We start from the raw sequence: 25,058 nt of genomic DNA, 5'->3' as shown, positions 1-25,058 counted from the left end.
TGAAGTTGATATATATCAACTATCCGTTTTCACTAATTGAAACAAGTGAACTTTCGTCTAAAATACTGATTGTGTTTCCCTTGGTATCGATGTAATTAGAATCTTTAAATTGATGAAGTATCCGTACAAAGCTTTCTTTTGTCATGTTCGACATCTCCGCTAATTCCTGACGCGTGAGTGGTACCACGAAGCTGTCGGAATTGAAAATATCACGTTTTAAATACAGTAAAGTATCAGCTACTCTTCCGGGCATATATTTTTGTGTGTGGTCAACCAGTTTTTTTAGCAGATAATTATTTTGTTTGGTGTGATTGCGTAATAATTTAACGGCAAAATCACTGTTTTTTTCCAAAATACTGGTCAGGTTAGCCGAATCAATCATACAACATTTTACCTTGGTTATTGCCGATACGCTAAAATGCTGAACGTTTCCGTTAAACAATCCACCGCCGGTAATAAAATCGCCTGCTTTGGCAATGCGGATAATAACGTTCTTTCCATTGGTGCTTTCAACATAAAATTTGGCCAATCCTTCGTTGATACAAATTACCGAAGTTGATGCTGTATTTTGTTTGGCAATTGTTTCTCCAACATTATATACAATTTGCCTTTTTTTGTCCACGAGAAAGTCAATCTCCTCTTCACTTAAAGGTGAGAATACGTTGTTTTTATAATGTTCAATACACGATTTGCATCCTCCTCCTTGAAGCTTACCTTTACCGCCGCAATCTCCTGTATTAATAGTAGCCATTTTAATGATTTGGTATTTAGTTAGTTATCTTAGTACGTTTTGTTCCCGCAATTTTCCTTGCAGGATTTCATTTTAGTACTTCAACATAGTAAAATATTTCAATATTTAAAAATGTTAATAAACACCAATTGGGTAATGAACGAATGTAAATTTTAGCCTTTAAGATTATGAATTGAATGAATATATATCGGTGAAAAATCACTCAGAAAAAATTTATTCACTCAAATCCTATCAGTTTTATTACATATATATAATAAGGTATAACAAGGAGTGCGTGTCAACTAAAAATGGGGAGAAAGGATTAAACTTTTAAATTAACCGGGTGCCTCGTCCGGTAGAAACATTTTCAGGATTAGTAATCAAAATTTCCTGCACACCTTTTGCTTTTGCCCTAAAACCATTGTCCAGCTTCGGAATCATTCCCTCACTAATCACTCCTTCATTTTTGTACTGATCAAATAGTTTGTAGTTGAGATCGTAGATTACCGACGTTTCATCGTTCGGATCGGTTAGTACACCGGGTTTCTCGAAACAGTAGAAAAGATACACCTTAAAACGGTTCGATAGTTCGATGGCTAATTCGGAAGCAATTGTATCGGCATTGGTATTTAGCAACTGTCCTTTTCCATCGTGAGTTAGCGGGGCTACTACCGGAATGACATTTTCGTTAATCAGCATCCGAAGTTCAGAGGCGTTTACATCGTCAACATCGCCAACAAAACCATAATCCACTTCCTGAACAGGTCGTTTGTGGGCTTTAATCAGACCAAGGTCGGCTCCGGTAAGTCCAATTGCATTCATTCCCCTCGATTGCAAACCGGCAACAATTTTTTTATTCACCAAACCACCATAAACCATTGTAACAACCTCAAGCATATCGGCATCGGTAATACGGCGGCCATCAACCATTTTGGTTTCAATTCCGAGGCGTTTTGCTATTTCTGTGGCTGTACGACCTCCTCCGTGAACCAGTAATTTGTTTCCTGATATTTTGCTAAACTGGTCGAGCAGCGCATTTAACGATTCCGTTTCTTCAACTACTTTTCCGCCTACTTTTATAATTGTTAACCTATCCATGATTATGCTGATTGTGCTATTTTAATTAATTCAGATTGAAGAACGTGTAATCCTATTTAAAATTGTTGTACAAAGTTACGTCAGAGTGCTTATAATTTCAGAAAGTTCTCCAATATTTTTGCGCCGATTGTTCCGCTTTTCTCGGGGTGAAACTGTGTGGCATAAAAATTATCGCGGTGCAAAGCAGCACTAAACGGAAGAATATAGTTGCAGGTGGCGATGGTATGTTCGCTTTTTTCGGCGTAATACGAGTGCACAAAATAAACGTATTCATTTTCCAGTTCGGCTGTAAAAAGATCGCTTTTCAGGTCTTTTATGGCGTTCCAGCCCATATGCGGAACTTTGGTAATGTATTCTTCTCCCGGATTTGGAATAAAACGTTTTACCTTCTCATCGAAAATACCCAGACACGGGGTGTCGTTTTCTTCCGAATGCGAACACATCAACTGCAGGCCCAGGCAAATACCCAAAACCGGTTGTTTTAACGAAACGATCAGTTCATCAAGCTTGTTTTCGCGCAGGTAGGCCATGGTAGTGCTGGCTTCGCCAACTCCCGGAAAGATCACTTTATCGGCATTTCTGATTTTGTCGTGATCGGCCGTTATCTCTGCATTTACACCAAGTCGGTTAAGCGCGTTGTTAACCGACTCGATGTTTCCTGCATTGTATTTTATAATAACGATATTCATTTTCTCATTTTATCCTTTCAGTAAAAGATCAATAACTTCTACCATCTCGTTAAATTCGTCTTCTTTAAAAAGGCGTGTCATATAAACGATCTTTCCGGTTTTGTCAACAATTACGTTTCGGGTAACACCGGCCCCTTTTGCAGCAAAAGTGTAAAAGATGTCGGCACCCGGATCCAATGCCAAAGGATACGTTGTTTTCATTGTTTCCTTAAAATCTTTCACTTTATCGAGCGGCTCGTCCATATCCACACCGATCAGCACAAAATCGTCGTTATCCTTGTGCTTAAGCCAGATGTCTTTTTCAATGTGTGGCATTTCTTTGCGGCACACCGAACACCAGCTGGCTGTAAATTGCAGCATGGTAACTTTTCCTTTTAAATCGGCAGTGGTAATTTTTGTACCGTCTGTTAATTCCATTTCAATCTCCGGCATTGGCTGGCCAATTTTTACGATGTAACCGTAATCTTCCGGGATTTCCTTTTCAGGAACTGTACTGAGTTGTGCAAATGCTGACATGGTTAACAAGGTTATACTTAGAACGGATAATAGTTTTTTCATTTGTTTTTAAATTTTATGAGCTTTCTAATTAAATACGACAGTTCGGTTTTTGTATACCAATACTTTGCGCTGAAGGTGTTTATATACAGCCTGCGAAAGCACGATCTTTTCCAGGTCGCGACCTTTGCGAATTAGTTTTTGAACGGTATCAACGTGGCTGCAACGTGTAACGTCTTGTTCAATTATTGGGCCGGCATCCAACTCTGAAGTTACATAATGACTTGTTGCACCAATAATTTTAACACCACGCTCGTGTGCAGCATGATAAGGTTTTGCCCCTGCAAATGCTGGCAGGAACGAATGGTGAATATTTATGACTTTGTTGGGGAAGTTTTTTACAAAATCTTCCGACAAGATTTGCATGTAACGTGCCAATACCACAAAATCAATTTTGTTGTCTTTTAATAACTTTAACTCAGCTGCTTCCTGTTCAGCCTTGTTTTCTTTGGTTATCGGGAAATAGTGAAAATCAATATCAAAACGTTCGGCAACCGGGCGAAGTGTTTCGTGGTTACTGATTATCATTGGTATTTCAACATCCCATTCTCCTGCGGTGTAACGCGCCAGAATATCAAACAAACAGTGTGGCATTTTCGATACAAACAGCGCCATTCGAGGAACAGAGTTCGAGAAATAGATTTTCCAGTTCATTTGCAGCGGGCTGCCAATTAAGGTGTCGAAATACTCACCGATCTTATCGGCAGGAATTGCAAAATTTTCCAATTCCCATTCCACACGCATATAAAATATCTTCTCCTGACGATCAACGTGCTGATCGAGGTAGATAATGTTCCCTTTGTTTTGATTCAGAAATTCAGTTACAGTAGCCAGAATTCCTTGTCTGTCAGGACAATGAATCAGTAAGATTGCAGTGTCCTTTTTGTCATTTAATACTTTTATTGTTTTCATCTTCTTTTACCGCAGAGCGCACAGAGTTTTGCTCAGAGAAACGCGGAGTTTTATTTTTTGTATTTATTGATAACTCTTTTTACTCCTTTTATTAGTTGGAGTACATTAAAGTTTATTAAAAGTCCAATTTTACTATTATTCAGTTTTAAATAAGTGAGAACCTGCGCTAAATGAATGTCATTTAACGTTTCCACCGATTTAACTTCTACAATTATCTTGTCTTCAACTAATAAGTCCAATCTGTAGCCACATTCAAGCTTAACGTCTTCGTAAACAAGAGGTAATGGTTTTTCTTTTTGAACTTTCAGACCTGCCTTTTTTAGTTCGTAAAACAGACATTCCTGATAAGCAGATTCGAGTAGCCCAGGCCCCAAATTTCGATGCACTTTAATCGCACAACCAATAATTTGTTCAGTTATTTGATTTTCAATCATATTCTGAGTTCTCTGAGTTTTCTCTCTATCTCTGCGGTGAATTCTTTACAATGTTCCTTTAGTTGATGGTAATTCAAAGTTGAATACATCGCGGCGAATCGCCATTTTTATTGATTTCGCCAAGGCTTTAAAAATGGCTTCTATTTTATGGTGTTCGTTGGCTCCTTCAGCTTTAATGTTCAGATTGCACAAGGCAGCATCGGAGAACGATTTGAAAAAATGCATAAACATTTCGGTAGGCATGTCGCCAACCATTTCGCGTTTAAAATCGGCCTCCCAAACCAACCACGGACGTCCGCCAAAATCGATGGCTGCCATAATCAGACACTCGTCCATTGGCAGGCAAAAACCGTAGCGTTCCATGCCTAATTTATTACCAACAGCCTTTTTAAACGCTTCGCCCAGTGCCAATGCGGTATCTTCAATGGTGTGGTGTTCATCAACCTGCAAATCGCCATTAACCTTAATGTCGAGGTCAACACCACTGTGTCGTCCAATTTGTTCCAGCATGTGATCGAAAAATCCCAAACCTGTTGAAATATTGCATACGCCTGATCCATCCAGATTCAACGCAATAGAAATATCAGTTTCTTTTGTCGTGCGAACTACTTTTGCAGTTCGTTGAGGAGCGGCAACACAAGCGTAAATATCGTCCCAGTCATCGGAAATTAGCGCACAAGTATCTGCCAGCCCTTCTTTTTCCAACTCTTCAACGAGGTCGCCATTATTTATAAATATTCCTTTTGCACCAAGATTTTTGGCCAGCATTATATCGGTCATTCTGTCTCCGATAACAAAACTGTTTGCCAGATCGTAATCGCCTTCCAGATACTTTGTAAGCATTCCGGTTGCCGGTTTACGGGTTGTAGAGTTATCTTCCGGAAAGTGGCGGTCGATACAAATGTCGTCGAAAACAACCCCTTCGTTTTCAAAAGCTTTTAAAATGAAGTTATGTACCGGCCAAAAAGTGTCTTCCGGAAACGAATCGGTTCCTAAACCGTCCTGATTGGTAACCATCACGAGTTCGTAATCCAGGTTTTTGCTGATGTAGTGCATATTGCGAAAAACCTTTGGCAGAAACTCCAGTTTTTCAAACGCATCGATCTGCTCATCGGCAGTTTCAAAATTCAGGGTACCGTCGCGGTCAATGAATAATACTTTCTTCATCTTCTTTAAATTAGGTTTTTAAGGGTACTCAGTAAGTTTTCATTCTCTTCAGAATTGCCGATCGTTATTCGCAAACTTTCGTCGCACAAATGTACTTTCGAGCGGTCGCGGACGATAATTCCTTCATCAACCAGGTAGTTGTAAATTCCGCGCGCATCGTGCATTTTAACTAACAGGAAGTTGGCGTCGGATGGATAAACTTTAACCACAAACGGAAACTCCGCGAGCAGTTTTTCCATTTTTTCGCGCTCGGCAATCAATAGTTTTACCCATTTCTGAACGGTAACTTTTTTATCAAGTAATTCGAGTGCTTTATCCTGCGTAAGAATATTCAGATTATAAGGGTACTTTATTTTATTGAGTATACTAATCAGTTCCTGACTTCCAAAAGCCATTCCCAAACGAATTCCGGCCATTCCCCAGGCTTTGGAGAAAGTTTGCAGAATAACCAGGTTAGGGTAGTGTTCCAGCTCGCCCATCAGCGTTTGACCGGGAGCAAAATCGATGTAAGCTTCATCAACAATAACCAGCCCTTCAAATTGATTGGCCAGCTCCAGCATGGCCTCTTTTTTCAGGCTGTTACCGGTTGGATTGTTTGGCGAGCATAAAAATATCAACTTGGTATTTTTGTCGGTTTCACCAAGAATGTCGTTGATGTTCAGCTGAAAATCTTCCGTTAATGAAACTTTTCGGAGTTCAACACCGGAAATATCGGCAGCCACCTGGTACATGCCGTAGGTTGGATCGATGGTTACGATATTGTCTTTCCCCGGTTCACAAAAGGCGCGGATCAACAAATCGATTGGTTCATCGCTGCCGTTGCCCAGAAAAATATGTTCAGACCCTACTTTTTTTATTACCGCAATTTTCTCCTTAACGATTCGCTGCAGCGGATCGGGATAGCGGTTGTAAGGCTCGTTAAACGGATTTTCGTTGGCATCGAGAAAAACCATTGCGTCGCCGGTATATTCATCGCGTGCCGATGAGTAGGGTTTTAGGTTTTTTATATTTTCCCTCAATAAATTATTCAGTTCCATAACATGTTGTGTACGTCATGCCGAACTTGTTTCGGCATCTGTTTTTTATATTATTTCATAATTGAGAACCTGAAACAAGTTCAGGTTGACGTTTTAGTCAGCTAAATATTTCAGTCGTAAAGTTACTGCATTTTTGTGCGCTTCAAGTTGTTCGGTAGCTGCCATTTTTTCAATGGCCGGTCCGATTGTCAAAAGACCTTCTTTACTAATCTCCTGGAAGGTTATCTTTTTCAGGAAACTATCCAGGTTAACGCCACTGTAAGAGCGTGCCCATCCATTTGTTGGCAACGTATGATTCGTTCCTGAAGCATAATCGCCGGCACTTTCCGGTGTAAATTCACCCAGGAATACCGATCCTGCGTTTGTGATTTTCTCCGCCAGTTCCATATAACTTTTTGTGCTGATAATTAAGTGTTCCGGTGCATACTCATTGATCAGATCAACACGTTCAGCATCTTCTGAAACAACAATCAGCACACTGTTTGAAAGTGCTTTTTCTGCCAGTTCTTTTCTTGGCAGTTGAGCAACCTGTGTTTCCACTTCTACTACAACTTCTTTTAAAGTTGTTTCGTTGTTGGTAACTAAAACCACCTGACTGTCGGCGCCGTGCTCTGCCTGCGACAAAAGATCTGACGCAACAAAAGCCGGATTCGATGTTTCATCGGCAACTACCAGTACTTCCGACGGACCAGCCGGCATATCGATAGAAACTTCGTTCATGCTTACCAACTGTTTGGCAGCCGTTACGTATTGGTTTCCCGGACCAAAAATTTTGTAGGTTTTCGGTACTGTTTCCGTACCGTAAGCCATTGCACCGATTGCCTGCACACCGCCCAGTTTGTATATCTGAGTAACGCCGGCAATTTTTGCTGCATACAATATTGCCGGATGAATTTCTCCATTTTTGTTGGGTGGCGAACAAAGTACAATTTGTTTACAGCCCGCAATCTTTGCAGGAAGTGCCAACATCAATACTGTTGAAAACAGTGGTGCTGTTCCTCCCGGGATATATAAGCCAACTTTTTCGATAGCTACCGGTTTCTGCCAGCAGATAACGCCGGGTTTGGTTTCCATTTTCCTTACTTCCGGCATTTGAGCGCTATGGAATGCTTTAATGTTTTCTGCGGCTAAAGAAATTGCTTCTTTCAAATCCTGGCTGATAGAAGCTTCTGCTTTGGCAATTTCTTCCGCTGAAACTTCAAAATTATCAAGTTTTACTCCGTCAAAACGTTCAGTGTATTCACGAAGTTTTTCATCACCCTGTTCACGAATTTCAGTAAGTATATTTTGGACACGACCGTATAACTCTGAAACATCGAAAAGCGGGCGTTTTAAAATTTCGTTCCAGGTATTTCTATCCGGATTTATATAAGTCTTCATGAAACTGTTTTTTTTGTTTTAAATCGTAAAGCCAGAATGTTGCCCGAAAATAGCAAAAGTATTCCCAACACGGCGAATACATCCCATCGGTAACCTTCAAAAAAAGTAGAAATTAACAAAGCGATGGCCGGTGTAATCAATGTGACGTATATCGAACGATCGGGACCAATTTCTCCCAGTAGTTTTAAATAGGTTGAAAATGCCACGATCGACCCAAAAATTGTGAGGTACAACAGCGACACAGAATAATTCAGCGAAGTTTCAAAATTCAACGGTTTTCCTGTTATTAGTACAACTGTAAACATGGCCAGTCCACCGTACAACATTCCATAAGCGTTGGCCTGCAAAACAGGTACGTTTTTCTTTTGTTTGTACGCCGAAATAATGTTTCCCAACGATGCAAATGTCAAACCGCCCAAACAAAGCAAGAACACAATCCAATCGCTACTGCTATTCTGAATCGTTTTTAACTCGTTCTTAAATAACAATGCAGTTCCGCCGACTCCTAAAACGGCGGCCAGAATAACATCGGGTTTTACTTTCCCTTTTAACAGAACCGCATTAAAAAATATATTAAAGAATATTATCAGCGAAAAAATGACAGCCACCACACCACTGGTCAAAATGGTTTCAGCTTCGTACACAAACCAGTAATTTATACCAAAAAGACAAAGCCCCAAAAGTAACATCATCAAGTGTTCGTGCAGGCTGAATTTCATTTTACGTCCTGTTGCCAGACAAAATAAAATGAGCAGAATACCTGCCGCCAAAAACCGATAGGCAACCGATAACAGCGGATCAACCGTACCAAGCTGAAACTTTATGGCATACCAGGTCGATCCCCAAATCAGTGATGGAATGGCAAATAATATGTACTGTCTTGTGGTCATTTAGTCAGGAAATATTTTTGTGAAAGCTTCAATTTGGTTGAGCTTTCCGTATTTGTAATTAGAAAATCATTTTCTCAATAGGGACAACCAAAATTCCTTCGGCACCGGCTTTTTTCAATTTGCCAATTACTTCCCAAAAATCATCTTCTTCAATTACCGAGTGCATCGAGCTCCACCCTTCTTTAGCCAGCGGAACCAGCGTTGGTGATTTCATCCCCGGCAGAAGCGCAATTATTTCGTCGATTTTTTCGTTCGGAACATTTAAAAGAATGTATTTCTTTCCCTCGGCACGTTGTACCGACTCAATTCTGAAAATGAGTTCGTCAAGAATTTCCTGTTTTTCAGCCGAAAGATTTGGGTTGGCAATCAACACTGCTTCCGATTTCATTACAACCTCAACTTCTTTCAGGCGGTTGCTCACCAGGGTCGATCCCGAACTTACAATGTCGAAAATAGCATCGGCCAAACCAATTCCCGGAGCAATTTCTACCGATCCTGTAATTACGTGAATGTCAGCATTAATGTTGTTTTCGTCCAGAAACTTTTTCAGAATTACAGGGTAGGAGGTGGCAATTTTTTTACCATTGAAAAATTCAACTCCCGGATAGTCGATCGACTTTGGAATGGCCAGCGATAAACGGCATTTCGAGAACCCAAGACGTTTCGCAATAACTACGTTTTCATCTTTCTCGGCCATTTCGTTTTCGCCAACAACACCAATATCAGCAACACCGTCGGCAACGGTTTGCGGAATATCATCGTCGCGCAGAAACAAGGCATCCATTGGGAAGTTCTTCGCTTCCGATACCAGTTTACGTTTGCCAACACTTAATCCGATTCCGGCTTCGTTAATCAGCCCCATTGAATCTTCGTTTAACCTTCCTTTTGTCTGAATAGCAATTTTGAGTTTTTCCATGTCTGTTTATATAAAAAAAGGCCTGCCGTTAATGGCAAGCCTTTATAAATTAATATCGTTGAGTTTTGAACAAAACAATTACAGCCTACCCGATGGTTGGTTTTTCCAATGATGGCCGTGATGTAGTGCTCTTACTGTCATTTCTGTAATTTTGATACAAGTATAATTATAAAATTGTATTGAACAATGTGTATTGGTGTTAATTTAAAATTAAAGTTAAGTCGGAGATAATGTTTGTTCAGAATGCGTGTCAAGCGGTGAAGATATTAGAGTGAAAAATGATTTTCTCCTTTTTTTACCTCGTTCCTGAAGGACGAAAGCACGAAAATCCTTGATCATCCTTTAGGAGCTGAGGTAAAATCAAGGATTTTTGCCGAAGAAATATTGATTTATTTTGGCGAATACAATCGATTGCATAGATTTGCATCAAACTTAAATCAGCATGTATAAAACGACTCTAATTCTACTTGCCACTGTTCTGCTATGCGGAAATGTGATGGCACAAAAAGCGGGTAACGAAAAGCTTTTTAAAGACAGTTACATCAAAAAAACGATGACAAAGGCGCTGGACTGGCAGTTGAAGCATCCAAAACATGCCTTGTACGATTGGACAAACGGTGCTTTTTATGCGGGAGTGTTTGCAGCCTACGAAACAACCGGTTCGAAAAAAATCTGGAAAGCCATGTACGAAATGGGAGAGGCCAACGAGTGGAAACCGGGGCCACGTCTGCACCATGCCGACGATCATGTAATTTGCCAAACCTACATTGATATGTACCGGGTTTCGGGCGAAAAGAAATTGATTGAAGGTTTTACAGAAACCATGGAGAAATTTATGGTAACACCTTACGAAGCTGAAGGTATTTACGAAAAAACATGGTGGTGGTGCGATGCCTTGTTTATGGCTCCACCTGCTTTTGTAAAGCTTGGAATTACTTTAGGCGAAGATAAATACCTGGAACTTTCGGATAAACTCTGGAAAGAAACGTACGATTTGCTTTGGGATACAGAATACGATTTGTATGCCCGCGATATGAGCTACAAATGGAACGAACCCGGAATTGAAGAAAAACACGAAGCCAATGGTAAAAAGATTTTCTGGTCGCGTGGAAATGGCTGGGTAATGGGAGGTTTGGTTCGTGTGCTCAGCGAATTACCGGAAGATTATCCGAACCGCGATTTTTATATTGAGAACTACAAAGAAATGGCTGCAAAAATTGTGGAGCTGCAACAGGAAGATGGTTTGTGGCGTGCAAGTTTGCTCGATCCCGAATCGTTTCCGGGTGGAGAAGCTAGTGGCTCAGGATTCTATTGTTATGCTTTGGCATGGGGAATCAATAACGGAATTTTAGATAAAGACACTTATTTGCCTGCCGTTGAAAAAGCGTGGGTAGGATTAAATGGTCTGATTCAGCCCGACGGTCATGTGGGTTGGTGTCAACCAATCGGACAAGATCCGAGAAAGAACTTTAATCCCGATAGCTGGGAAGTGTACGGAACAGGTGCCTTTTTGCTGGCCGGCAGCGAGGTGATCAAACTCGATTAATCAATCAATTTCGACATAAAAAAAGGCCGCTGCATGTAATTACATGCAGCGGCCTTTCTATTTTTAGGTGTTTGTTACTTCACCTTCTTAGCTGTAATTGGCATCGCGCCATCAGGGCTATTAACGGTGCCTTTCATATTTTCTCCTTCAATGGTAACTTTCAGCGTGACGTAGTTATAGTCGACATAAAGACCAAATTTTAATACGCCTTCTTCGTAAGTAACATCTTTCAGGTCGATCTTGTAACCATCATCCAGTTTTGTGTGACCGGTAAGTTTACCTTCTTTTTCTTCAATAACAATAGTTCCGGCATTGTAGCCGTATGGTGCACTTGGAACTTCGTATTTCCATTCGCCAATAACTTCTTTATTCTTCGAAGAATTGCTTGCATTAACCGTAACTGTTGCAGCAATGAGGACAAAAACAAAAAACATTAATTTTTTCATCGTAATATAATTTAGGTGTGAATTTAAATTCCACTTGTTTAGTGTGTTACAAAGATTGGTAGCAACATTTGTTTTTGCAAATTAAAGGGACGAAATCCGCTATTTAGGGATGAAATTTCGGGAGTTAGGATAAAACGGTTAAAAGCAGGGGCGAATATTTTTCGGATACAGGAATAGTAGCTTCCGAAGAATTGAGATGAAGACTGAGTTTTTTGTTTTCTTTCTCCACAAAGTCGACATTTTGTGTATTAACCATAAACGAACGATGGCAACGTAGAATGAATTCCGATCCCAACTGGCTCTCCATATTTTTCATGGTATTGCGCAAAAGTTTCCGTTGTAATTTACCTTCCAGCATAAAGTTAACGGTAACATAGTTGTCGGTTGATTCAATGTAAAGAAAGTCCTTGCTACGAACCGAAAACCGGGGATTCCCTTTTTCATCGGTAAAAGTTAAAAGCTGGTTTTTGTCGGTAACCGAAAGTTTGTTTTTTAGCTGTTCAATTTCTTCGCTGTGCTTTTTATAATAAATCAACAGAAGCGCAAACGTGTAAGGAATCATAATCCCTAGCACGGTGTATTTCAGTGAAAAAAGGAAATCGTTGATAAAGTTGCCAATCGGGTTACCATAAAGAAATATATATACGAGGCTGATTAACACAATCTCAATGAGAATCCATAACAAGTAGTTTTTAAGTTTGAAAGTTTGTTGATGCAGGAATTTTCGAAGTGGAAACTGCGTGAACAAAAGTACCAGCGACGAAATAAAACCATAACTCGAAAGCCTGAGAAATTGAATGATTGGTGAGTCGGAATACCAACGGCCAATGTTCCATGGTTTAAATACATTGATAAAGAAAATGCTGAAAACCGCAACGATAAAAACAAGCAGGTACCTGTCTTTTTTACGGTCGAGTAAACTGAAACTATTATTCAAAAACTGTAGGTTCAAAGTGTAGCTGTTTATTTGTCAATATTAAATGTTTGCTTCATAATTTCAAAAAAACATTTTAATTATTCTCGCCCGGCCAATTCCCGAATATTATTTCTTGCTTTGTGTACTCAAAGGCATGGTATTTGTCGAAACCGAACACATTTACTCATTTACAGAAAGATTAAAGTCGTGAAACATACAATTATTGGTCTCTTATTCGTATCACTGTTTTTTACTTCATGCACCGAAAAACCGGTTGAAGAAAGTGGTTTGCCTGAAATCCTGCTGAAAAAATCGAAAGACATTTTACCCATTTCAAGTTTTATTAAAAAACTCGATTACCTCGAATTAAAGGTTCATGAGGCAGGAATGGAGTTGGGCGATATCACTTACATAAAAGAATTAAACGGCGATTTAATCGTTCTTCAGCGACGCGCCAGGGAAATTAGTTTTATTCGGTTTTCGAAAAAGGGCGATTTCCTGAATACCGTGGTGAGTAACAAAGAGGGGACCGGTAAGATTAAAGTTCCGCTGGATATTATTTCCTATAAAAATGATTTTGCCGTGTTGGCTGACGATGGGATTTACATTGTGGGTAAAGACGGGGAATACAAAAGCAGATTGATTGCCACCGAAATGCCGGGAACAAAATTCTTCGAATCGAACAATCGTTTTTTTGTGGTGAACGATGTGCCTGATTACGGTTTGTATACGGTTTACACTTCAAACGGAGAAGTAAAAAATATGAGCTTTCCTGAGGCGCGATTAAAAGACTTGGGACGCTCTAATCTGGCTATGTCGGGTGCTGCAAACATTGTGATGGTTTCGTCGTACAGCGACACGGTTTTTGCATATCAGAAGACGGCTTTTAAACCGGAATACCTGATTGAAAGTGACGGTTACCCGTCGTTTGCCGAAACATGGCGGAACAAGGAGACGAAAGATGATATGGAAACGCTGAAATACATGCACAACAACCAGCACTCGAAAATTAAAAGTTACTTCGAAAACAAAAATTATATTTTTCTTACCTATTGGCTGGGATCGTATCAAACAACGGCACTCATTAAAAAGAGGGGATGGGAAACCACCTATTTTACTGAAGCTGTTAATAATATAGACGGTGGAATTTGGGACAATCCAACTTTTCTTTCTCCGAATAATGAGTTGTATATTCCGATTACGGCTTACAAAGTTGGCGGTCATAAAATTTCGGATAAACGCCACAAAGAATTTGAGAAAGTACAGTTGCATATTGCAGCTACAGGGAACCCGGTATTAATGCGTTGCCAGCTGAAATAATGTGAGTTTGACGTAAGGCAACAATTTCAGAGAACAGAATTTTTACACCGTCTTTTAAGGCGGTGAGAACCGATTTCTCGAATCATACTGATTTTTTTAGGATTTTTGTAAAATAGAAGCTACAAAAATCCTAAAAAAATCAAGTCAACTATCGCTGTTTCTTCACACCGCTCTAAAGAACGGTGCAAAAAAGATCGATTCGGCGTTTATTTCAAATCAAGTTAAATCACTTAATCAAAATAGGGATCCGTTCGTTCTCCGCGTTTGTATTCGTACATCATTTTTATTTGCGCCTCGTTGTTTCGCGGAAGCGAAAGTGCCGGTAGTTTGTTTTCGTTAAACCAGCCCACATCGCAGGTTTCTGAACCCACAGAAATGGTACTGCCCACTTTTTCGCAAAGCAGAAAAATCTTGTAAACGTATTCAAAAGCCGGTGGCATTTGTTGCTTTTGTTTGTCCATAATGGCCAGTAACCGCACTGCTTTTACCGCTAAACCGGCTTCTTCCATACATTCCTTTTCGGCCACTTCTCCGGGGCTGTAAGCAATATCTGTCCAGCCACCGGGCAGTGCCCACAATTGGTCAACCTTTTCCTGAACCAGCAATATTTCATCGTTTTCGTTAAAAACAACTGCTCTTACATCCACCTTGGGCGTGCGGTAACCATTGCGCTCTTCAATAACCGGAACAATTTCTTCAACCGGAATGCGGGTGAGTTCTTCCAGCATTTCGAGGCAAATATCTCTTATCTCCTGGTAACGTTCAATGTCGTAGGGAATAGTATTGTACTCGAGCCCGATTTCTGCAAGAGCATGCAGGCGTTTAATTTTTTCAAAATAGTAGCTACTCATAGTTCTAAATGAAATGTTTTTGTGTGAGTGAGTTTAATTCTCCAGTTGGTTTGTCATCAAAATTATTACGCTTCTTTTTTTACCAGCATCAGTTTGTTGCCTTCCAGTTCAGAATATGCCTGGTCGTAGACAAAGTAATAAATACGGCCTGTTTTAGTGGTGTAAGTATTGGTAAAATAACCGAAGTTAAAACCCTGTTTGTCGAGTGTGCTTTTGTAAGTAGTGGTTTTTTCTTCCGGGTTCAGCGCCTCCAAAATCGAGTGATTGTTTTTCAGAATACGGTTGATCTTGCGCATAAAATTGGTCGACACGCTGGCCTTTTTATTGTTGTAGGCATTGCGGCAACTGTCGTTACAAAATTTCTGGTCGGCTCGTCCTTTTAACGGTTCACCACATTCGAGACAGGTTCTTTTTTTCATCTTTATTGATTTTGTTTGAGATGCTAAGATACTAATATACAAAAATATATCCGTTTGTAAACGTTTGCAAACGTTTATTGTCGACTACAAACGTTTAAAAACCGAATAAGCTTTTGCGGCCACTCTACCTTTGTTTCAACAATTGCGTTACAGGACTCGCATAAGACACAGTCCTACAGTATTAACTAAAAAAAGAAATATCATGAATGCATTAAGAAACAGCGTACGATTGTTAGGTCACCTGGGAGAAGATCCAAAAGTAAGAAGGTTGGAGAGTGGAAAAGTTGTTGCCAATTTTAATATTGCAACCAACGAAATTTACCGCGACAGCAACGGAAATAAACAAACCGAAACTACCTGGCACCGTTTGGTAGCCTGGGGTAAAAATGCCGAAGTTGCTGAAAAGTACCTGAAAAAAGGAAAAGAAATTGCCATTGAAGGAAAACTGACAAACCGCCAGTGGGAAGATAAAAACGGCGAAAAACAGTACATGACCGAGGTTGTAATTAACTCGCTGTTGATGTTGGATAAAGCGTCGAATTAACCAGCGCTAACGTTAATCCACAAAAAAAGCAGTAGTGAGATATTATTTCGCTACTGCTTTTTTGCGTTTGGTACGGGTAGTTCAAACCCCTGCAATTTCGCCTTTTAAAGAATAGGCAATCGCCAGCACATCTTTTTGAGTTTGCTCGTCGATATTATTTTTTGCCAATGCTTTCATAATATCGTCGATAACATGCATGTATTCTCCCTGACCAATGTTCATGCCTTTGTGCGACGAAAGCATGTCTTTTCCGGTGTATTGTTCCGGTCCACCGCTTCCGGCTGCCAAAAAATTAATGAGGTGTTGCCGCACTTCCGCAAAATGTGCCGGATCGTCCTTCAATGGTAAAAACCGCGCCTTTACTGCCGGGTTACTCATGTGGTTTACTACAATGTCGTCAACAATCGACGTAATTCCTTCGATGCCTCCAAGTCGTTCATAAAGGCTTTGTTCTGTTGGTGTTCCCATGTCGTTTTTGATTAAATATTCTATACAAGTTAAGGATTTGAAGAATAAAAGACAAATGGGTATTATTATGGAAAATGTGTATTTTACTTTAGAAAATATATATAGAATCTATTGTATCAGACTATATCAATTATTATATTCACTAAAAATTACAAACCCGATACAGTTTCATGGACGAAAGCTGTTTTTTTAGCATTTACCCCATCCGCAACGAATTGTACGATCGCCAGATGATCAGTACAGGTAAATTTCATAACCTCAATAAAGCCCTAATTTTTCAAAAACAATAATTACCAAACGGTAATTTAATTTACAAAATCCATTAAATCATTAAATTAAAAATTATGAGAAAAATGTTTATGCTGGCAGTGTTGTTCGCTTTTGTTGCGGCCTGCCAAACTTCGGTAGACGAACCGGTTGAAGAAATGATGCTGAAAAGTGCAAAGAAAGGTTGCACTACTATTAAAAGTGGTGAATTACTAACTAGTTCGGGTGACGTAATTACTACCGGTTTTATGGACAACGGGTATAACTACCAGGCGCACATGTACAACGGAGAATATTCACCGGGGTGGAAATTGGTAATGAAATGGAACGATGCGTGGCTTTCGAACATGGATTGCGACGGCGATGGTTTGTTAGACCGACCAAGGGATGAAAACGGAAATCAGTATTATTTTGGTTCGGGTGCGTGGTGTACCAACCACTGGACCACTACTTACATTAACGATTTTGGCGAAGAGTGTACTTATGATGAGTTTACAAAGATTGTTGCGGTTCCGGTTGATGCTGTGTTAACTGACGGATTCTGGTATACAGCCGAAGGAGAAGAAATTGGCGAAAACATTTGGGGCCAGTTTGCCATTATTCAGTCTATTATTAACGATCCATGCAGTGGCGTTGAAGGCGTACAATATAAAAGTCCGGATCATCCGGGGCTTGGTAACTGGTAGAATTATTTTATCGGAAATAGAATACCAATCACTTCAGGTGGTTGGTTTTTTTATGCCTTCTCGCGAATGACGGGAAGAATTTTCATTGATTATGCAACATTGGATGCCTGTTTTCTAACCTTGCTTTAAAATTGTAATAAATGCTTCAAAACTACAATCTCATGCAACACCATTGATAATTTGAAAATCCACTAATTACGGAACTTGCAGAAGTAAAACTTTAAAATCAATTACCATGAAAAACTTAAAATTTTTAACCGTATTTATTTTTGTATTTGCTTTTGCTGCAACAATTTATGCGCAGGGAAATAAGTTCACAGTTCCTTTTGTTATGACTTGGGATGAAAATCTGGCTCCAATTGAATGTATCGGACAATATTCAGGTTTAGTTACGATGAATATGACATTTTTTGCCACCGGAAAAGTTCTGAATAAGGCAAGTGGAACAATTACCGATTCGGAGGGTAACGAATACACCATCGAAAGTTCGTTTAACTGTCATCTTTTTGTGCGAAATATTTCCGCTTCAGGAAATAGTAATCAGTCCTGGACTTATAAGGTTCGTTCGGCTGAAAACGGGAAATTAGTCGCAACTGTTCATATGACATTTCATTATGAAAATTTTAACGGGGAAACCGAAGGAGCTTCAGTTGTGAACGTAAAATCGGTATGTCATTAAAAAAAAACTTAAAAATAAATCTCCATCATACGAGGTTTTAAAGTTGGGAGAAGGTTTTCATTTGCGGAAACCTTCTTTCTCGTTTTTATCGAATATGTTGTGCTTTTTTCTTTTTTATAACTCGTTTTTTAACCCTTGAATTTTCTATTTCAAATACTTTTTACAGTTTGCTAATGGTCGTAAATTGCGAATGGGAAAAATTTCTGCTAATCCCGTCATTACTGGCTTTCATGCGCATTGGTAAACTTGTTTGAAAACATATGTTTTCATTACAGAATTAAAAAATTGTGTCTTAAATTTATCATGGCTGTACAGTTAGTGATAGAATAATCAACAGAAATTTAGCTGAGTTTACAGTCGTATTTTAACTAATAAACCAGAGTTTATGGCTATTCAACAAAAAGATAGAATTTACCTCGACGGAGAGTTGTTTGAGCTGTTATCAACTCCCTTAAATGTGTTTTTCGAGGCACATCCTGAAATTCCAAGATTCAGAGGAAAAATGTCGGAATGCCGGAAAGGTTATATGGCTTCATGGCGAATCCGTAATAATGTGCTTTACCTGACGGGTTTTCAGCAGGTGAGCCCAACCACTGTTATTAATCCGCGAGAGGTTCTTTCCGGTCCTAAAATGGTAGCTGATTGGTACGATGGAACATTACGCATTCCTATCGAATCTGCTATTCCCAATCCGGATGACCCACACGAAACTGAACTTCATATTACTGTGCAGGGGGGTGTTGTATACAATCATGAGATTGTGCAGAAGACACATGTCCCGTTGAATAGCTCAAAAAAGAATAACGTTTTATAAACGATCAATCTTTGGTTTTACGAATTCAGTTTAGTGAAACGAATCCATAAGATTTCCATTTGCGGGGATTACATACGAACATGCTAAATCATTTTTACCGGAGCCGGTCCTGGAGGTGGTGCTGATATGTCCATATCATGAAACTCCATTACCTTTTCTTTAAAACTGTTTTCAAAAGCTCCGTCTGTTGAAGCCACACTTTGCAAAAAATTGTCGGCTCCCGGTCCTTCGTGCAAAGCAACCACAACCGGTCCATCCGGTGTTTCAGCCAACCATGCATCATGGCGTGTTAGTCCGTGTTTTTTGTTGAACGCATTAAAAGCGTCGTTTTGCTCTCCACTTAGCGATTTTGCCCAATCTTTCCAGGCATCAAGTTTATCCTTTTTTAAAGGAGCAAGAATTATTCCCATAACTTAAATGTTTAATAATAAATAATTTGAATAACTATTAAAATTAAGACAATTAAGTATTTTAACAAAAATCGGAAGGTGCTAATATTAATTTGCGGTGTTAATAATTCTTAATCAGTTGTCTATTAGGCTATGTGAAGATGAGAGGGCCTTTTTCTCGAATTAGAAGGCCCATTTTACACGTGCATAAACCGCCTGTCCGTAATCTCCGTATTCTGTTCCTTTATGTCCAAAGAACAACTGGCCATTCAACATCAATTCCCAGTTATCGCCTAACGAGTAGGTTAAGGCCGGACCAATAAATGATGAGCCGTCGCAGGGATTTAGCATTGTCGACATGTTGGCGGAGAGCAGGGGAGTAAATGGATAACTGATTTGCCCAAACAGTTGGTATTTCCCCAACGAAAGCATTTTAGCTGAGATATCGGGGGCAAAAAAACTACGACCGCCCGCATTGCCGGTAGTTCCGTAGCTGTTGAATAGGGTGCCGAAATGCATGTAAAAGCTGTTCGGGAATGTATAATCAGCCGAAACCGATGCTACAAATGTTTCGAAGTTTTCCGTGTCTTCTTTGTCGCGCGGACGGAACCAGGTTGCTTCACCCCGGAATCCGGCACCTTTAATATCGCCGGCCCAACCACCGCCTAAAACGTAATCTTTACCAACCCAACCACCTAAAAACTGGATATCGTAATTAAATTTCGAAAACCGGTACATTCCTGCAATGGCAGTTTCATCGTTGTTGTGCCCGATTTTGTATACCAGTTCTGCTGATGAAGTTACACTTGTGTAGTATTGTATACGAATTCCATCAGTTCCGGGACGTTCTTCGTAATCAAAATCAAAGTAGGAGAAGGTGTTGAATACATCGTTAGGATTCCAAACCAGGTTGGTGCCCCAGTTGACTCGTTGTCGCCCCAGTCTTACTTGCAATTTTCCACTGGTATAATCAATCCACGCGCGGTCGAGCATCGTGTGTAAAAACCAGCTGTCGGCCGAAAGTAATACGGTTCCCATATCAAGATAACCGTTGTCTGCATCAACAAAATCTTCGTAATTCGGAAATTCCCGAATCATTTGCCCCATATAAATACGATTACGTGCTTCCAATGCAAAAGTCAGTTTTTCCGATGCATACCACCTGAAATTTAATCGGTTGTGTATTTCATTCAGAAAAAGGTAATCAAGCGACTTATCCATTGAAATAGGAATGGGCTCCACGGGATGATAATACATGCCCAAATCCTTTATGTAGCCGTAAAACGACAGGTTAGATTGTGCACGAAGCCCTAAACTGAAAAGTATTAATGAAAGTATGAGTAAAGTTTTTTTCATATTTGAATACTGGTTGATCAGGTAATATTTTTCCAAATTATATGAATGTCGAATGATGATTAACGAATTGTGAATGAAGAAGTGCGTTTAAACATAGCTGCTTGTTTTTTGGATCGTACATCTAAAATCGTTAATCGATATTCGTAATTCATCATTTACTCTCCATACCACCGGCGAAATCCATCACGCACATGGTATTGTAACGCGGATGAGAGCCGCATGCTACTCCAACTTTTTTAAAATCAGTTTGAAGAAGGTTTGTACGGTGACCACGATTTTTAACACCGTCGTCGATCAAAAGAAAAATGACGATCTGCTGTGCCGAGGTATTTCCATAGGCAATATTCTCCGCAATGCGAACCTGCCATTTTCCGTAACGTTCTATCCTTTGTTTTAAGTTCGAACGATCTCTTCCGGTGTGACCGGTTTGTCCGGTTTTTGCCTGGTCGTTTTGGTGATCATTGGCCGCTTTTGTCAATAATTTATCCGGATAAAGAATCGGAACCGGAGTTGCATTTTTCAGCGAGCGCACACATTCACGCAAAGCACTTACTCCTTCTTGTGTCATTATCGATTTATCGCCCGGATAGTGCAATATCTTTTTGTCGTAATATTGGGCGAGGGGAGCAATATATTTCTCCGCGTAAGCCGACGGATTAGAACGAAACAAATTAACCTCGTAAATCACTTCTTTCTCCAACTCCGACAAATAGTTGACATCGGCTGCAGTGTTCAATGATCTGTCTTTTGTTGCCTCTTTTGCTGAAACTGTCAGACTCAATGCTATTAAAAATATTGCTAATCGGATTTTCACGTTTATACTTGTTTTACTGACATCTTTTGAAACAACATGCTGTTACTTACTGATGTCGCTGATTATTTTTCCATCCTCGATGGTAATTACACGTCGGGCTTTGTTTACTACCCGCTGATCGTGCGTTGAAAATATAAACGTTATATTTTCCTCTTTATTAAGTTGCTCCATAATATCGAGCAGATTTTCCGTGGAGTGCGAATCGAGATTGGCAGTAGGCTCATCGGCCAGTACGAATTTGGGTTTCGATGCCAAAGCCCGAGCTACAGCCACCCGCTGCTGTTGTCCGCCCGACAATTTTGATGGCCGGCGATCCATCATTTCTCCTAATCCAACGGCTTTTAAAAGTTCGCTGGTTCGTGCATCGCGGTCAGCTTTTTTACTTCCCTGTAAGTGCATAATAAATTCCACATTTTCTTTGGCTGTCAGCACCGGTATGAGGTTGTATGCCTGAAAGACAAAACCAATATTTTTCATCCTGAAATCAGTGAGTTTTCGTGATGATAATTCGTTGATTTTTACACCATCAATTTCAACCGATCCTTCCGTGGCATCATCCAGTCCGCCGATGATATTGAGCAAGGTTGTTTTTCCCGATCCGGATGGACCAACAATGGCGGTAAATTCACCTTCTTCAATCGACATATTTATTCCGTTAACTGCATGAACAGATACAGAACTGCCATTGTAAACTTTGTGCAGGTTTTTTATTTCTATGATATTCATTGCTGTAGTTATTAATTCATTCTAATATTCTAGTTCTCAAATATTCTAATCTTTATTAATCAGTTCTAGTGGCTTCTGCGGGGTTCAATTTTAATGCTTTTCGTGCCGGGTAAATAGCAGATATCAATCCGGTTAAAACTACCAGCGTAATTAAAATTCCTAATGAGTGCGAAGGAAATACGGTGGCTATTTCGGTTGACATACCGTATTGTTGTAATCCCTGGGCGAACGCAGAAAGGTTGATCGGATGTTGTTCGAAAATTCGGGAAATTCCGATTCCCAACAGGATCCCGACTACGCCACCTGTGAGGGTCAGCATAATCGATTCGAGGATGATCATGTTAAAGATTTTTCGTTTGTTCATTCCTACCGCCATCAGCATTCCAATTTCTTTTACACGTTCCAGTACCGCCATCAGCATGGTGTTTATAATGCCGAAACACAAGGCGATGAGGATAATCAAAATAAAAATGTACATGTACTGGTCCATCGAATCGGTAATAAGTGACATTTCCGGACTTAATTCTTTCCAGGTTTGCACATCCATACCGATAGCAGTTCTTTGAACTGCCGGTTTTACAGACGACGCATAACTATTGTCTTTTAGCAGGATGGCAATTTCGTGTACAGCATCGGGCTGAATGCCAATTTGTGATCTCAGGTCGTTGATATTCACAAACAAATGCATCTCATCGAAACCTGTGTTTACCGTTTTGTAAATACCTGCTACGCGGTAACCTTTCGACGATAAATCACCATTAAAATCAACCAACTGTACATTTATTTTGGTTCCTATTTTTAGACGAAGTTTATCTGCCATTTTTTGCCCTACCAGAACCGGAGGCATTCGGCTGGTTTTTTCAAGGTAAGTGCCATCAACCAGGTGTTCCCAAATATCGGTAACTTGCTTTTCTTTTTCAGGATCGATTCCCAACATTTTGCCGCCGCCAGTTCCGTGGGCAGCCATTATAAAAGGCTCGGCAATCAGTCGGGGAGAGGCCGCCTCCACTGAATCGAGTGCTGCAATTTTTTCGGCCAACGCAAAACCATTTGGAATAAATAGTTCCGATTCGGTGTTATCCAGAAAATGAGGAGCGTGCACCTGTATGTGCGACAGTTCAGATTTAGTGGCCGATTCAATTCGCGAATTGTACATGCCATTCATAAAGGCCATCATGAATATGCCTGCAAAAAGGCCCAGCGCAATGGCCGCAATCATTACTAAACTGCGGGTTTTGCTTCGCCAAACGTTTCGCCATGCTATTGAAAGTATCATCGTTTTAGTTTTTTTCGTGATTAATTGTTTTAAGGCTTAACTGCGCATTGCTTTCGTGATTTTTAACCGACTAACATTCGTTATCGGGAAAATCGCTATAAAAAGACTGATGAGGAAAACCACAATAATCTGGTTGTAAAAGAGCGAAGCTTTCATCGAAACGAACATGTATGGTTCCATACCATAAATTTCTGTGGCTTTGGCCATGTCGCCGGTAAGCGGAATTGGATTGTAGAAAAAATACAGGCAGAAAAAGTAACTGATTATCAATCCTACTGCACAACCAATAAATCCGATAAAAAGTGTTTCGATAAAAACCAGCGAAGCTAATTTTCGTTTTTGCATACCAACAGCGTGTGTTACTCCAAATTCGCGCTGACGTTCTTTTACCATCATAATTACCACGCTGAACATTCCAAATGCGATAACCAGGTAGAGAATGCCTAACATGATAATTCCACCGCCACGGTCGCTTTGAATTATTTGCACTAACTCAGGAGTCATTTCTGTCCATGTCATAATTGTTTTCTGTTCAGGCAGAATTTGCTCAATCTCTTTTTTAATATGATTGACGCTATAGTGATCATCGGTCATTACCACCAGCGATGTGGATAATCCGTACGCTGAATAAAATTCCCGGGCAGTTTCAATGTCCATGTATACGAGCCGTTTGTTAAACTCGGCATTCGGGTGTTTAATGATACCTTTAATCGGGAATAAACCACTTGCACTAATCCCGTGATAACCTTGTGAGATCATCACCAGTGTATCGCCAACATCCAGTTCCAGGTATTTGGCCAGTCCTCCGCTGATCACCACTTCTTTATCACCTGATTTGATAAATTCTCCCGACTGCATTTTTTTCGAAAGGTTGGTAATCTGATCCTCGGCTTCGGGCTCAATTCCCATCACCATGGCCGGTTTACTTTTCATGTGGTCGGCAGCCAGCGAAAAGGATTCCAGACGGTTGGAAACCAGTGAAACGTCCTTTATGTTTTTGATCTGGTCTTGTAAATCAAGATCTACTTCAAAACTGTTGTCAAGCGTACGTTCGTCCCAGTAAGCAGTATCCTGCACCTGTAAATATCCGGTGTAGAATTTAACCGAATTATCGATCATGCTGTCGTACGAACCTTCCTGCATCGACCGCATCCACGAAGCCAGCAGAACGCTGAACACTATAGATGAAATGGCAATGATAGTCCGGCGTTTGTTCCGCCAAAGGTTGCGCCATGCGAGTTTTATGTTTGTTTTCATCTTCAATGCTTTAATGTTTTAGTGCATAAATGCTTAAATGTTGTTGTAACTCCTGATTTATGATTGCAACTATCTGCCATTGACGCTTTTGTATGTGGTATCTTTCGCTTTTGTCATGATTTTTGAAATCTCAATAGCCTCTCTTGTTAATCGTTCAAGTTCTTTTGAATCATTAGATAAGTTCGCATCTTCAATAACTTCAAGCCAGTATATTGATTCGTCAGATTCTTCGACAACAATGCATATTTTGCTAAAGAATTCTGATTTGGAACGTTCACGGCATGCGGCCCGGTAGTTCGCTCCAGTTGATGTGGCAGATTTGATTAGTTGATAGGTTATCACGGAAGTTGCTTTACAATTCTTTAAGGTTTCACAGAAAAGAATAACATCAACAGCAAACTTTTTCGTACGTTGTTTTAGTTCTTCAATAAATTTATCTTTTGTGTTCATGGTATAGTTTTATTGGTTGACTTAAA

General features: G+C 40.0%; 29 protein-coding genes. 6 read left to right on the top strand and 23 right to left on the bottom strand.

The features are described 5' to 3' along the window. Window positions 1-19: 19 nt before the first annotated feature. The 11 genes from SLH46_RS13400 to hisG form a co-directional block, all read right to left on the bottom strand. Window positions 20-751, bottom strand: a complete 732-nt coding sequence (locus SLH46_RS13400) for a Crp/Fnr family transcriptional regulator (RefSeq protein WP_320281708.1) — start codon at window positions 749-751, stop codon at window positions 20-22. Between the two features lie 309 nt (window positions 752-1,060). Then, the gene (gene argB / locus SLH46_RS13395; protein WP_320281707.1) at window positions 1,061-1,828 is read right to left on the bottom strand and encodes an acetylglutamate kinase; all 768 of its coding nucleotides are present in this window, start codon (window positions 1,826-1,828) and stop codon (window positions 1,061-1,063) included. 89 nt (window positions 1,829-1,917) lie between these two features. Continuing rightward, window positions 1,918-2,517: an imidazole glycerol phosphate synthase subunit HisH gene (gene hisH, locus SLH46_RS13390; RefSeq protein WP_320281706.1), complete on the bottom strand. Its 600-nt coding sequence runs from the start codon at window positions 2,515-2,517 to the stop codon at window positions 1,918-1,920. Between the two features lie 9 nt (window positions 2,518-2,526). Then, window positions 2,527-3,075 (bottom strand): TlpA family protein disulfide reductase, encoded by a 549-nt coding sequence (locus SLH46_RS13385; protein WP_320281705.1) that lies wholly within the window; start codon window positions 3,073-3,075, stop codon window positions 2,527-2,529. A 24-nt stretch (window positions 3,076-3,099) separates the two neighbouring features. Continuing rightward, window positions 3,100-3,984: a formyltetrahydrofolate deformylase gene (gene purU / locus SLH46_RS13380; protein ID WP_320281704.1), complete on the bottom strand. Its 885-nt coding sequence runs from the start codon at window positions 3,982-3,984 to the stop codon at window positions 3,100-3,102. Window positions 3,985-4,034: 50 nt separating this feature from the next. After that, the gene (locus SLH46_RS13375) at window positions 4,035-4,418 is read right to left on the bottom strand and encodes a GxxExxY protein (RefSeq protein WP_320281703.1); all 384 of its coding nucleotides are present in this window, start codon (window positions 4,416-4,418) and stop codon (window positions 4,035-4,037) included. A 45-nt stretch (window positions 4,419-4,463) separates the two neighbouring features. After that, window positions 4,464-5,585, bottom strand: coding sequence for a bifunctional histidinol-phosphatase/imidazoleglycerol-phosphate dehydratase HisB (gene hisB, locus SLH46_RS13370; RefSeq protein WP_320281702.1), 1,122 nt, complete (start codon window positions 5,583-5,585; stop codon window positions 4,464-4,466). Between the two features lie 5 nt (window positions 5,586-5,590). Further along, window positions 5,591-6,622 carry a histidinol-phosphate transaminase gene (gene hisC / locus SLH46_RS13365; RefSeq protein ID WP_320281701.1) on the bottom strand — a complete coding sequence of 344 codons (1,032 nt, stop codon included), beginning with the start codon at window positions 6,620-6,622 and terminating at the stop codon, window positions 5,591-5,593. A gap of 93 nt (window positions 6,623-6,715) precedes the next feature. Beyond that, window positions 6,716-8,002 carry a histidinol dehydrogenase gene (hisD, locus tag SLH46_RS13360; RefSeq protein ID WP_320281700.1) on the bottom strand — a complete coding sequence of 429 codons (1,287 nt, stop codon included), beginning with the start codon at window positions 8,000-8,002 and terminating at the stop codon, window positions 6,716-6,718. Further along, entirely contained in the window at window positions 7,999-8,892 is an 894-nt protein-coding gene (locus SLH46_RS13355) for a DMT family transporter (RefSeq protein ID WP_320281699.1), read from the bottom strand. The genes hisD and SLH46_RS13355 overlap by 4 nt, the downstream gene beginning before the upstream one ends. A 58-nt stretch (window positions 8,893-8,950) precedes the next feature. Then, window positions 8,951-9,808, bottom strand: a complete 858-nt coding sequence (hisG, locus tag SLH46_RS13350) for an ATP phosphoribosyltransferase (protein WP_320281698.1) — start codon at window positions 9,806-9,808, stop codon at window positions 8,951-8,953. Window positions 9,809-10,250: 442 nt separating this feature from the next. Here hisG and SLH46_RS13345 point away from each other — a divergent pair, with 442 nt between their 5' ends. Then, complete coding sequence (locus SLH46_RS13345; protein WP_320281697.1) at window positions 10,251-11,354, top strand: glycoside hydrolase family 88/105 protein; 1,104 nt, start codon at window positions 10,251-10,253, stop codon at window positions 11,352-11,354. 74 nt (window positions 11,355-11,428) lie between these two features. Here the strand turns inward: SLH46_RS13345 and SLH46_RS13340 are convergent, their stop codons facing one another. Then, window positions 11,429-11,800, bottom strand: a complete 372-nt coding sequence (locus tag SLH46_RS13340; protein ID WP_320281696.1) for a hypothetical protein — start codon at window positions 11,798-11,800, stop codon at window positions 11,429-11,431. A 124-nt stretch (window positions 11,801-11,924) separates the two neighbouring features. Further along, window positions 11,925-12,737, bottom strand: coding sequence for a LytR/AlgR family response regulator transcription factor (locus tag SLH46_RS13335; protein WP_320281695.1), 813 nt, complete (start codon window positions 12,735-12,737; stop codon window positions 11,925-11,927). A 186-nt stretch (window positions 12,738-12,923) separates the two neighbouring features. Here SLH46_RS13335 and SLH46_RS13330 point away from each other — a divergent pair, with 186 nt between their 5' ends. Beyond that, window positions 12,924-14,036 (top strand): 6-bladed beta-propeller, encoded by a 1,113-nt coding sequence (locus tag SLH46_RS13330; protein WP_320281694.1) that lies wholly within the window; start codon window positions 12,924-12,926, stop codon window positions 14,034-14,036. 230 nt (window positions 14,037-14,266) lie between these two features. Here SLH46_RS13330 and SLH46_RS13325 read toward each other — a convergent pair whose 3' ends face one another. Both SLH46_RS13325 and SLH46_RS13320 read right to left on the bottom strand, forming a co-directional pair. Next, the gene (locus SLH46_RS13325) at window positions 14,267-14,887 is read right to left on the bottom strand and encodes an NUDIX hydrolase (RefSeq protein ID WP_320281693.1); all 621 of its coding nucleotides are present in this window, start codon (window positions 14,885-14,887) and stop codon (window positions 14,267-14,269) included. Between the two features lie 65 nt (window positions 14,888-14,952). After that, window positions 14,953-15,306 (bottom strand): hypothetical protein, encoded by a 354-nt coding sequence (locus SLH46_RS13320; RefSeq protein ID WP_320281692.1) that lies wholly within the window; start codon window positions 15,304-15,306, stop codon window positions 14,953-14,955. 202 nt (window positions 15,307-15,508) lie between these two features. Here SLH46_RS13320 and SLH46_RS13315 point away from each other — a divergent pair, with 202 nt between their 5' ends. After that, a complete protein-coding gene (locus tag SLH46_RS13315; RefSeq protein ID WP_320281691.1) occupies window positions 15,509-15,850 on the top strand; it encodes a single-stranded DNA-binding protein in 342 nt (113 codons plus the stop codon). A gap of 81 nt (window positions 15,851-15,931) precedes the next feature. Here the strand turns inward: SLH46_RS13315 and SLH46_RS13310 are convergent, their stop codons facing one another. After that, window positions 15,932-16,318 carry a group I truncated hemoglobin gene (locus SLH46_RS13310; protein WP_320281690.1) on the bottom strand — a complete coding sequence of 129 codons (387 nt, stop codon included), beginning with the start codon at window positions 16,316-16,318 and terminating at the stop codon, window positions 15,932-15,934. Between the two features lie 344 nt (window positions 16,319-16,662). Here SLH46_RS13310 and SLH46_RS13305 point away from each other — a divergent pair, with 344 nt between their 5' ends. From SLH46_RS13305 to SLH46_RS13295, 3 genes are all read left to right on the top strand, one after another. Beyond that, window positions 16,663-17,271, top strand: a complete 609-nt coding sequence (locus SLH46_RS13305; protein ID WP_320281689.1) for a hypothetical protein — start codon at window positions 16,663-16,665, stop codon at window positions 17,269-17,271. A gap of 235 nt (window positions 17,272-17,506) precedes the next feature. Next, entirely contained in the window at window positions 17,507-17,950 is a 444-nt protein-coding gene (locus SLH46_RS13300) for a hypothetical protein (RefSeq protein WP_320281688.1), read from the top strand. A 385-nt stretch (window positions 17,951-18,335) separates the two neighbouring features. Beyond that, window positions 18,336-18,764 carry a hypothetical protein gene (locus SLH46_RS13295; protein ID WP_320281687.1) on the top strand — a complete coding sequence of 143 codons (429 nt, stop codon included), beginning with the start codon at window positions 18,336-18,338 and terminating at the stop codon, window positions 18,762-18,764. A gap of 83 nt (window positions 18,765-18,847) precedes the next feature. Here the strand turns inward: SLH46_RS13295 and SLH46_RS13290 are convergent, their stop codons facing one another. The 7 genes from SLH46_RS13290 to SLH46_RS13260 all read right to left on the bottom strand — a co-directional run bounded on the left by SLH46_RS13290 (window position 18,848) and on the right by SLH46_RS13260 (window position 25,032). Further along, entirely contained in the window at window positions 18,848-19,174 is a 327-nt protein-coding gene (locus tag SLH46_RS13290; RefSeq protein ID WP_320281686.1) for a hypothetical protein, read from the bottom strand. 162 nt (window positions 19,175-19,336) lie between these two features. Then, the gene (locus tag SLH46_RS13285; RefSeq protein WP_320281685.1) at window positions 19,337-20,509 is read right to left on the bottom strand and encodes a hypothetical protein; all 1,173 of its coding nucleotides are present in this window, start codon (window positions 20,507-20,509) and stop codon (window positions 19,337-19,339) included. A gap of 151 nt (window positions 20,510-20,660) precedes the next feature. After that, a complete protein-coding gene (locus tag SLH46_RS13280) occupies window positions 20,661-21,323 on the bottom strand; it encodes a CAP domain-containing protein (RefSeq protein WP_320281684.1) in 663 nt (220 codons plus the stop codon). A 42-nt stretch (window positions 21,324-21,365) separates the two neighbouring features. Then, window positions 21,366-22,049 (bottom strand): ABC transporter ATP-binding protein, encoded by a 684-nt coding sequence (locus SLH46_RS13275; protein WP_320281683.1) that lies wholly within the window; start codon window positions 22,047-22,049, stop codon window positions 21,366-21,368. Window positions 22,050-22,104: 55 nt separating this feature from the next. Next, window positions 22,105-23,325 carry an ABC transporter permease gene (locus SLH46_RS13270; protein WP_320281682.1) on the bottom strand — a complete coding sequence of 407 codons (1,221 nt, stop codon included), beginning with the start codon at window positions 23,323-23,325 and terminating at the stop codon, window positions 22,105-22,107. 36 nt (window positions 23,326-23,361) lie between these two features. After that, entirely contained in the window at window positions 23,362-24,582 is a 1,221-nt protein-coding gene (locus tag SLH46_RS13265) for an ABC transporter permease (RefSeq protein WP_320281681.1), read from the bottom strand. Between the two features lie 69 nt (window positions 24,583-24,651). After that, the gene (locus tag SLH46_RS13260; protein ID WP_320281680.1) at window positions 24,652-25,032 is read right to left on the bottom strand and encodes a four helix bundle protein; all 381 of its coding nucleotides are present in this window, start codon (window positions 25,030-25,032) and stop codon (window positions 24,652-24,654) included. Window positions 25,033-25,058 lie beyond the last annotated feature (26 nt).

Source organism: Draconibacterium sp. IB214405, from assembly GCF_033963885.1.
Classification (GTDB): domain Bacteria; phylum Bacteroidota; class Bacteroidia; order Bacteroidales; family Prolixibacteraceae; genus Draconibacterium.
The sequence above is the reverse complement of the archived record's forward strand: the minus strand, read 5'-3'. Positions and strand labels throughout refer to the sequence as shown.

What these genes read in the sequence shown, in the direction of transcription:
- SLH46_RS13400 (WP_320281708.1), bottom strand. Translation starts at nt 751, where the DNA reads ATGGCTACTATTAATACAGGAGATTGCGGCGGTAAAGGTAAGCTTCAA.
- argB (WP_320281707.1), bottom strand. Translation starts at nt 1,828, where the DNA reads ATGGATAGGTTAACAATTATAAAAGTAGGCGGAAAAGTAGTTGAAGAA.
- hisH (WP_320281706.1), bottom strand. Translation starts at nt 2,517, where the DNA reads ATGAATATCGTTATTATAAAATACAATGCAGGAAACATCGAGTCGGTT.
- SLH46_RS13385 (WP_320281705.1), bottom strand. Translation starts at nt 3,075, where the DNA reads ATGAAAAAACTATTATCCGTTCTAAGTATAACCTTGTTAACCATGTCA.
- purU (WP_320281704.1), bottom strand. Translation starts at nt 3,984, where the DNA reads ATGAAAACAATAAAAGTATTAAATGACAAAAAGGACACTGCAATCTTA.
- SLH46_RS13375 (WP_320281703.1), bottom strand. Translation starts at nt 4,418, where the DNA reads ATGATTGAAAATCAAATAACTGAACAAATTATTGGTTGTGCGATTAAA.
- hisB (WP_320281702.1), bottom strand. Translation starts at nt 5,585, where the DNA reads ATGAAGAAAGTATTATTCATTGACCGCGACGGTACCCTGAATTTTGAA.
- hisC (WP_320281701.1), bottom strand. Translation starts at nt 6,622, where the DNA reads ATGGAACTGAATAATTTATTGAGGGAAAATATAAAAAACCTAAAACCC.
- hisD (WP_320281700.1), bottom strand. Translation starts at nt 8,002, where the DNA reads ATGAAGACTTATATAAATCCGGATAGAAATACCTGGAACGAAATTTTA.
- SLH46_RS13355 (WP_320281699.1), bottom strand. Translation starts at nt 8,892, where the DNA reads ATGACCACAAGACAGTACATATTATTTGCCATTCCATCACTGATTTGG.
- hisG (WP_320281698.1), bottom strand. Translation starts at nt 9,808, where the DNA reads ATGGAAAAACTCAAAATTGCTATTCAGACAAAAGGAAGGTTAAACGAA.
- SLH46_RS13345 (WP_320281697.1), top strand. Translation starts at nt 10,251, where the DNA reads ATGTATAAAACGACTCTAATTCTACTTGCCACTGTTCTGCTATGCGGA.
- SLH46_RS13340 (WP_320281696.1), bottom strand. Translation starts at nt 11,800, where the DNA reads ATGAAAAAATTAATGTTTTTTGTTTTTGTCCTCATTGCTGCAACAGTT.
- SLH46_RS13325 (WP_320281693.1), bottom strand. Translation starts at nt 14,887, where the DNA reads ATGAGTAGCTACTATTTTGAAAAAATTAAACGCCTGCATGCTCTTGCA.
- SLH46_RS13320 (WP_320281692.1), bottom strand. Translation starts at nt 15,306, where the DNA reads ATGAAAAAAAGAACCTGTCTCGAATGTGGTGAACCGTTAAAAGGACGA.
- SLH46_RS13315 (WP_320281691.1), top strand. Translation starts at nt 15,509, where the DNA reads ATGAATGCATTAAGAAACAGCGTACGATTGTTAGGTCACCTGGGAGAA.
- SLH46_RS13310 (WP_320281690.1), bottom strand. Translation starts at nt 16,318, where the DNA reads ATGGGAACACCAACAGAACAAAGCCTTTATGAACGACTTGGAGGCATC.
- SLH46_RS13305 (WP_320281689.1), top strand. Translation starts at nt 16,663, where the DNA reads ATGAGAAAAATGTTTATGCTGGCAGTGTTGTTCGCTTTTGTTGCGGCC.
- SLH46_RS13300 (WP_320281688.1), top strand. Translation starts at nt 17,507, where the DNA reads ATGAAAAACTTAAAATTTTTAACCGTATTTATTTTTGTATTTGCTTTT.
- SLH46_RS13295 (WP_320281687.1), top strand. Translation starts at nt 18,336, where the DNA reads ATGGCTATTCAACAAAAAGATAGAATTTACCTCGACGGAGAGTTGTTT.
- SLH46_RS13290 (WP_320281686.1), bottom strand. Translation starts at nt 19,174, where the DNA reads ATGGGAATAATTCTTGCTCCTTTAAAAAAGGATAAACTTGATGCCTGG.
- SLH46_RS13285 (WP_320281685.1), bottom strand. Translation starts at nt 20,509, where the DNA reads ATGAAAAAAACTTTACTCATACTTTCATTAATACTTTTCAGTTTAGGG.
- SLH46_RS13275 (WP_320281683.1), bottom strand. Translation starts at nt 22,049, where the DNA reads ATGAATATCATAGAAATAAAAAACCTGCACAAAGTTTACAATGGCAGT.
- SLH46_RS13270 (WP_320281682.1), bottom strand. Translation starts at nt 23,325, where the DNA reads ATGATACTTTCAATAGCATGGCGAAACGTTTGGCGAAGCAAAACCCGC.
- SLH46_RS13265 (WP_320281681.1), bottom strand. Translation starts at nt 24,582, where the DNA reads ATGAAAACAAACATAAAACTCGCATGGCGCAACCTTTGGCGGAACAAA.
- SLH46_RS13260 (WP_320281680.1), bottom strand. Translation starts at nt 25,032, where the DNA reads ATGAACACAAAAGATAAATTTATTGAAGAACTAAAACAACGTACGAAA.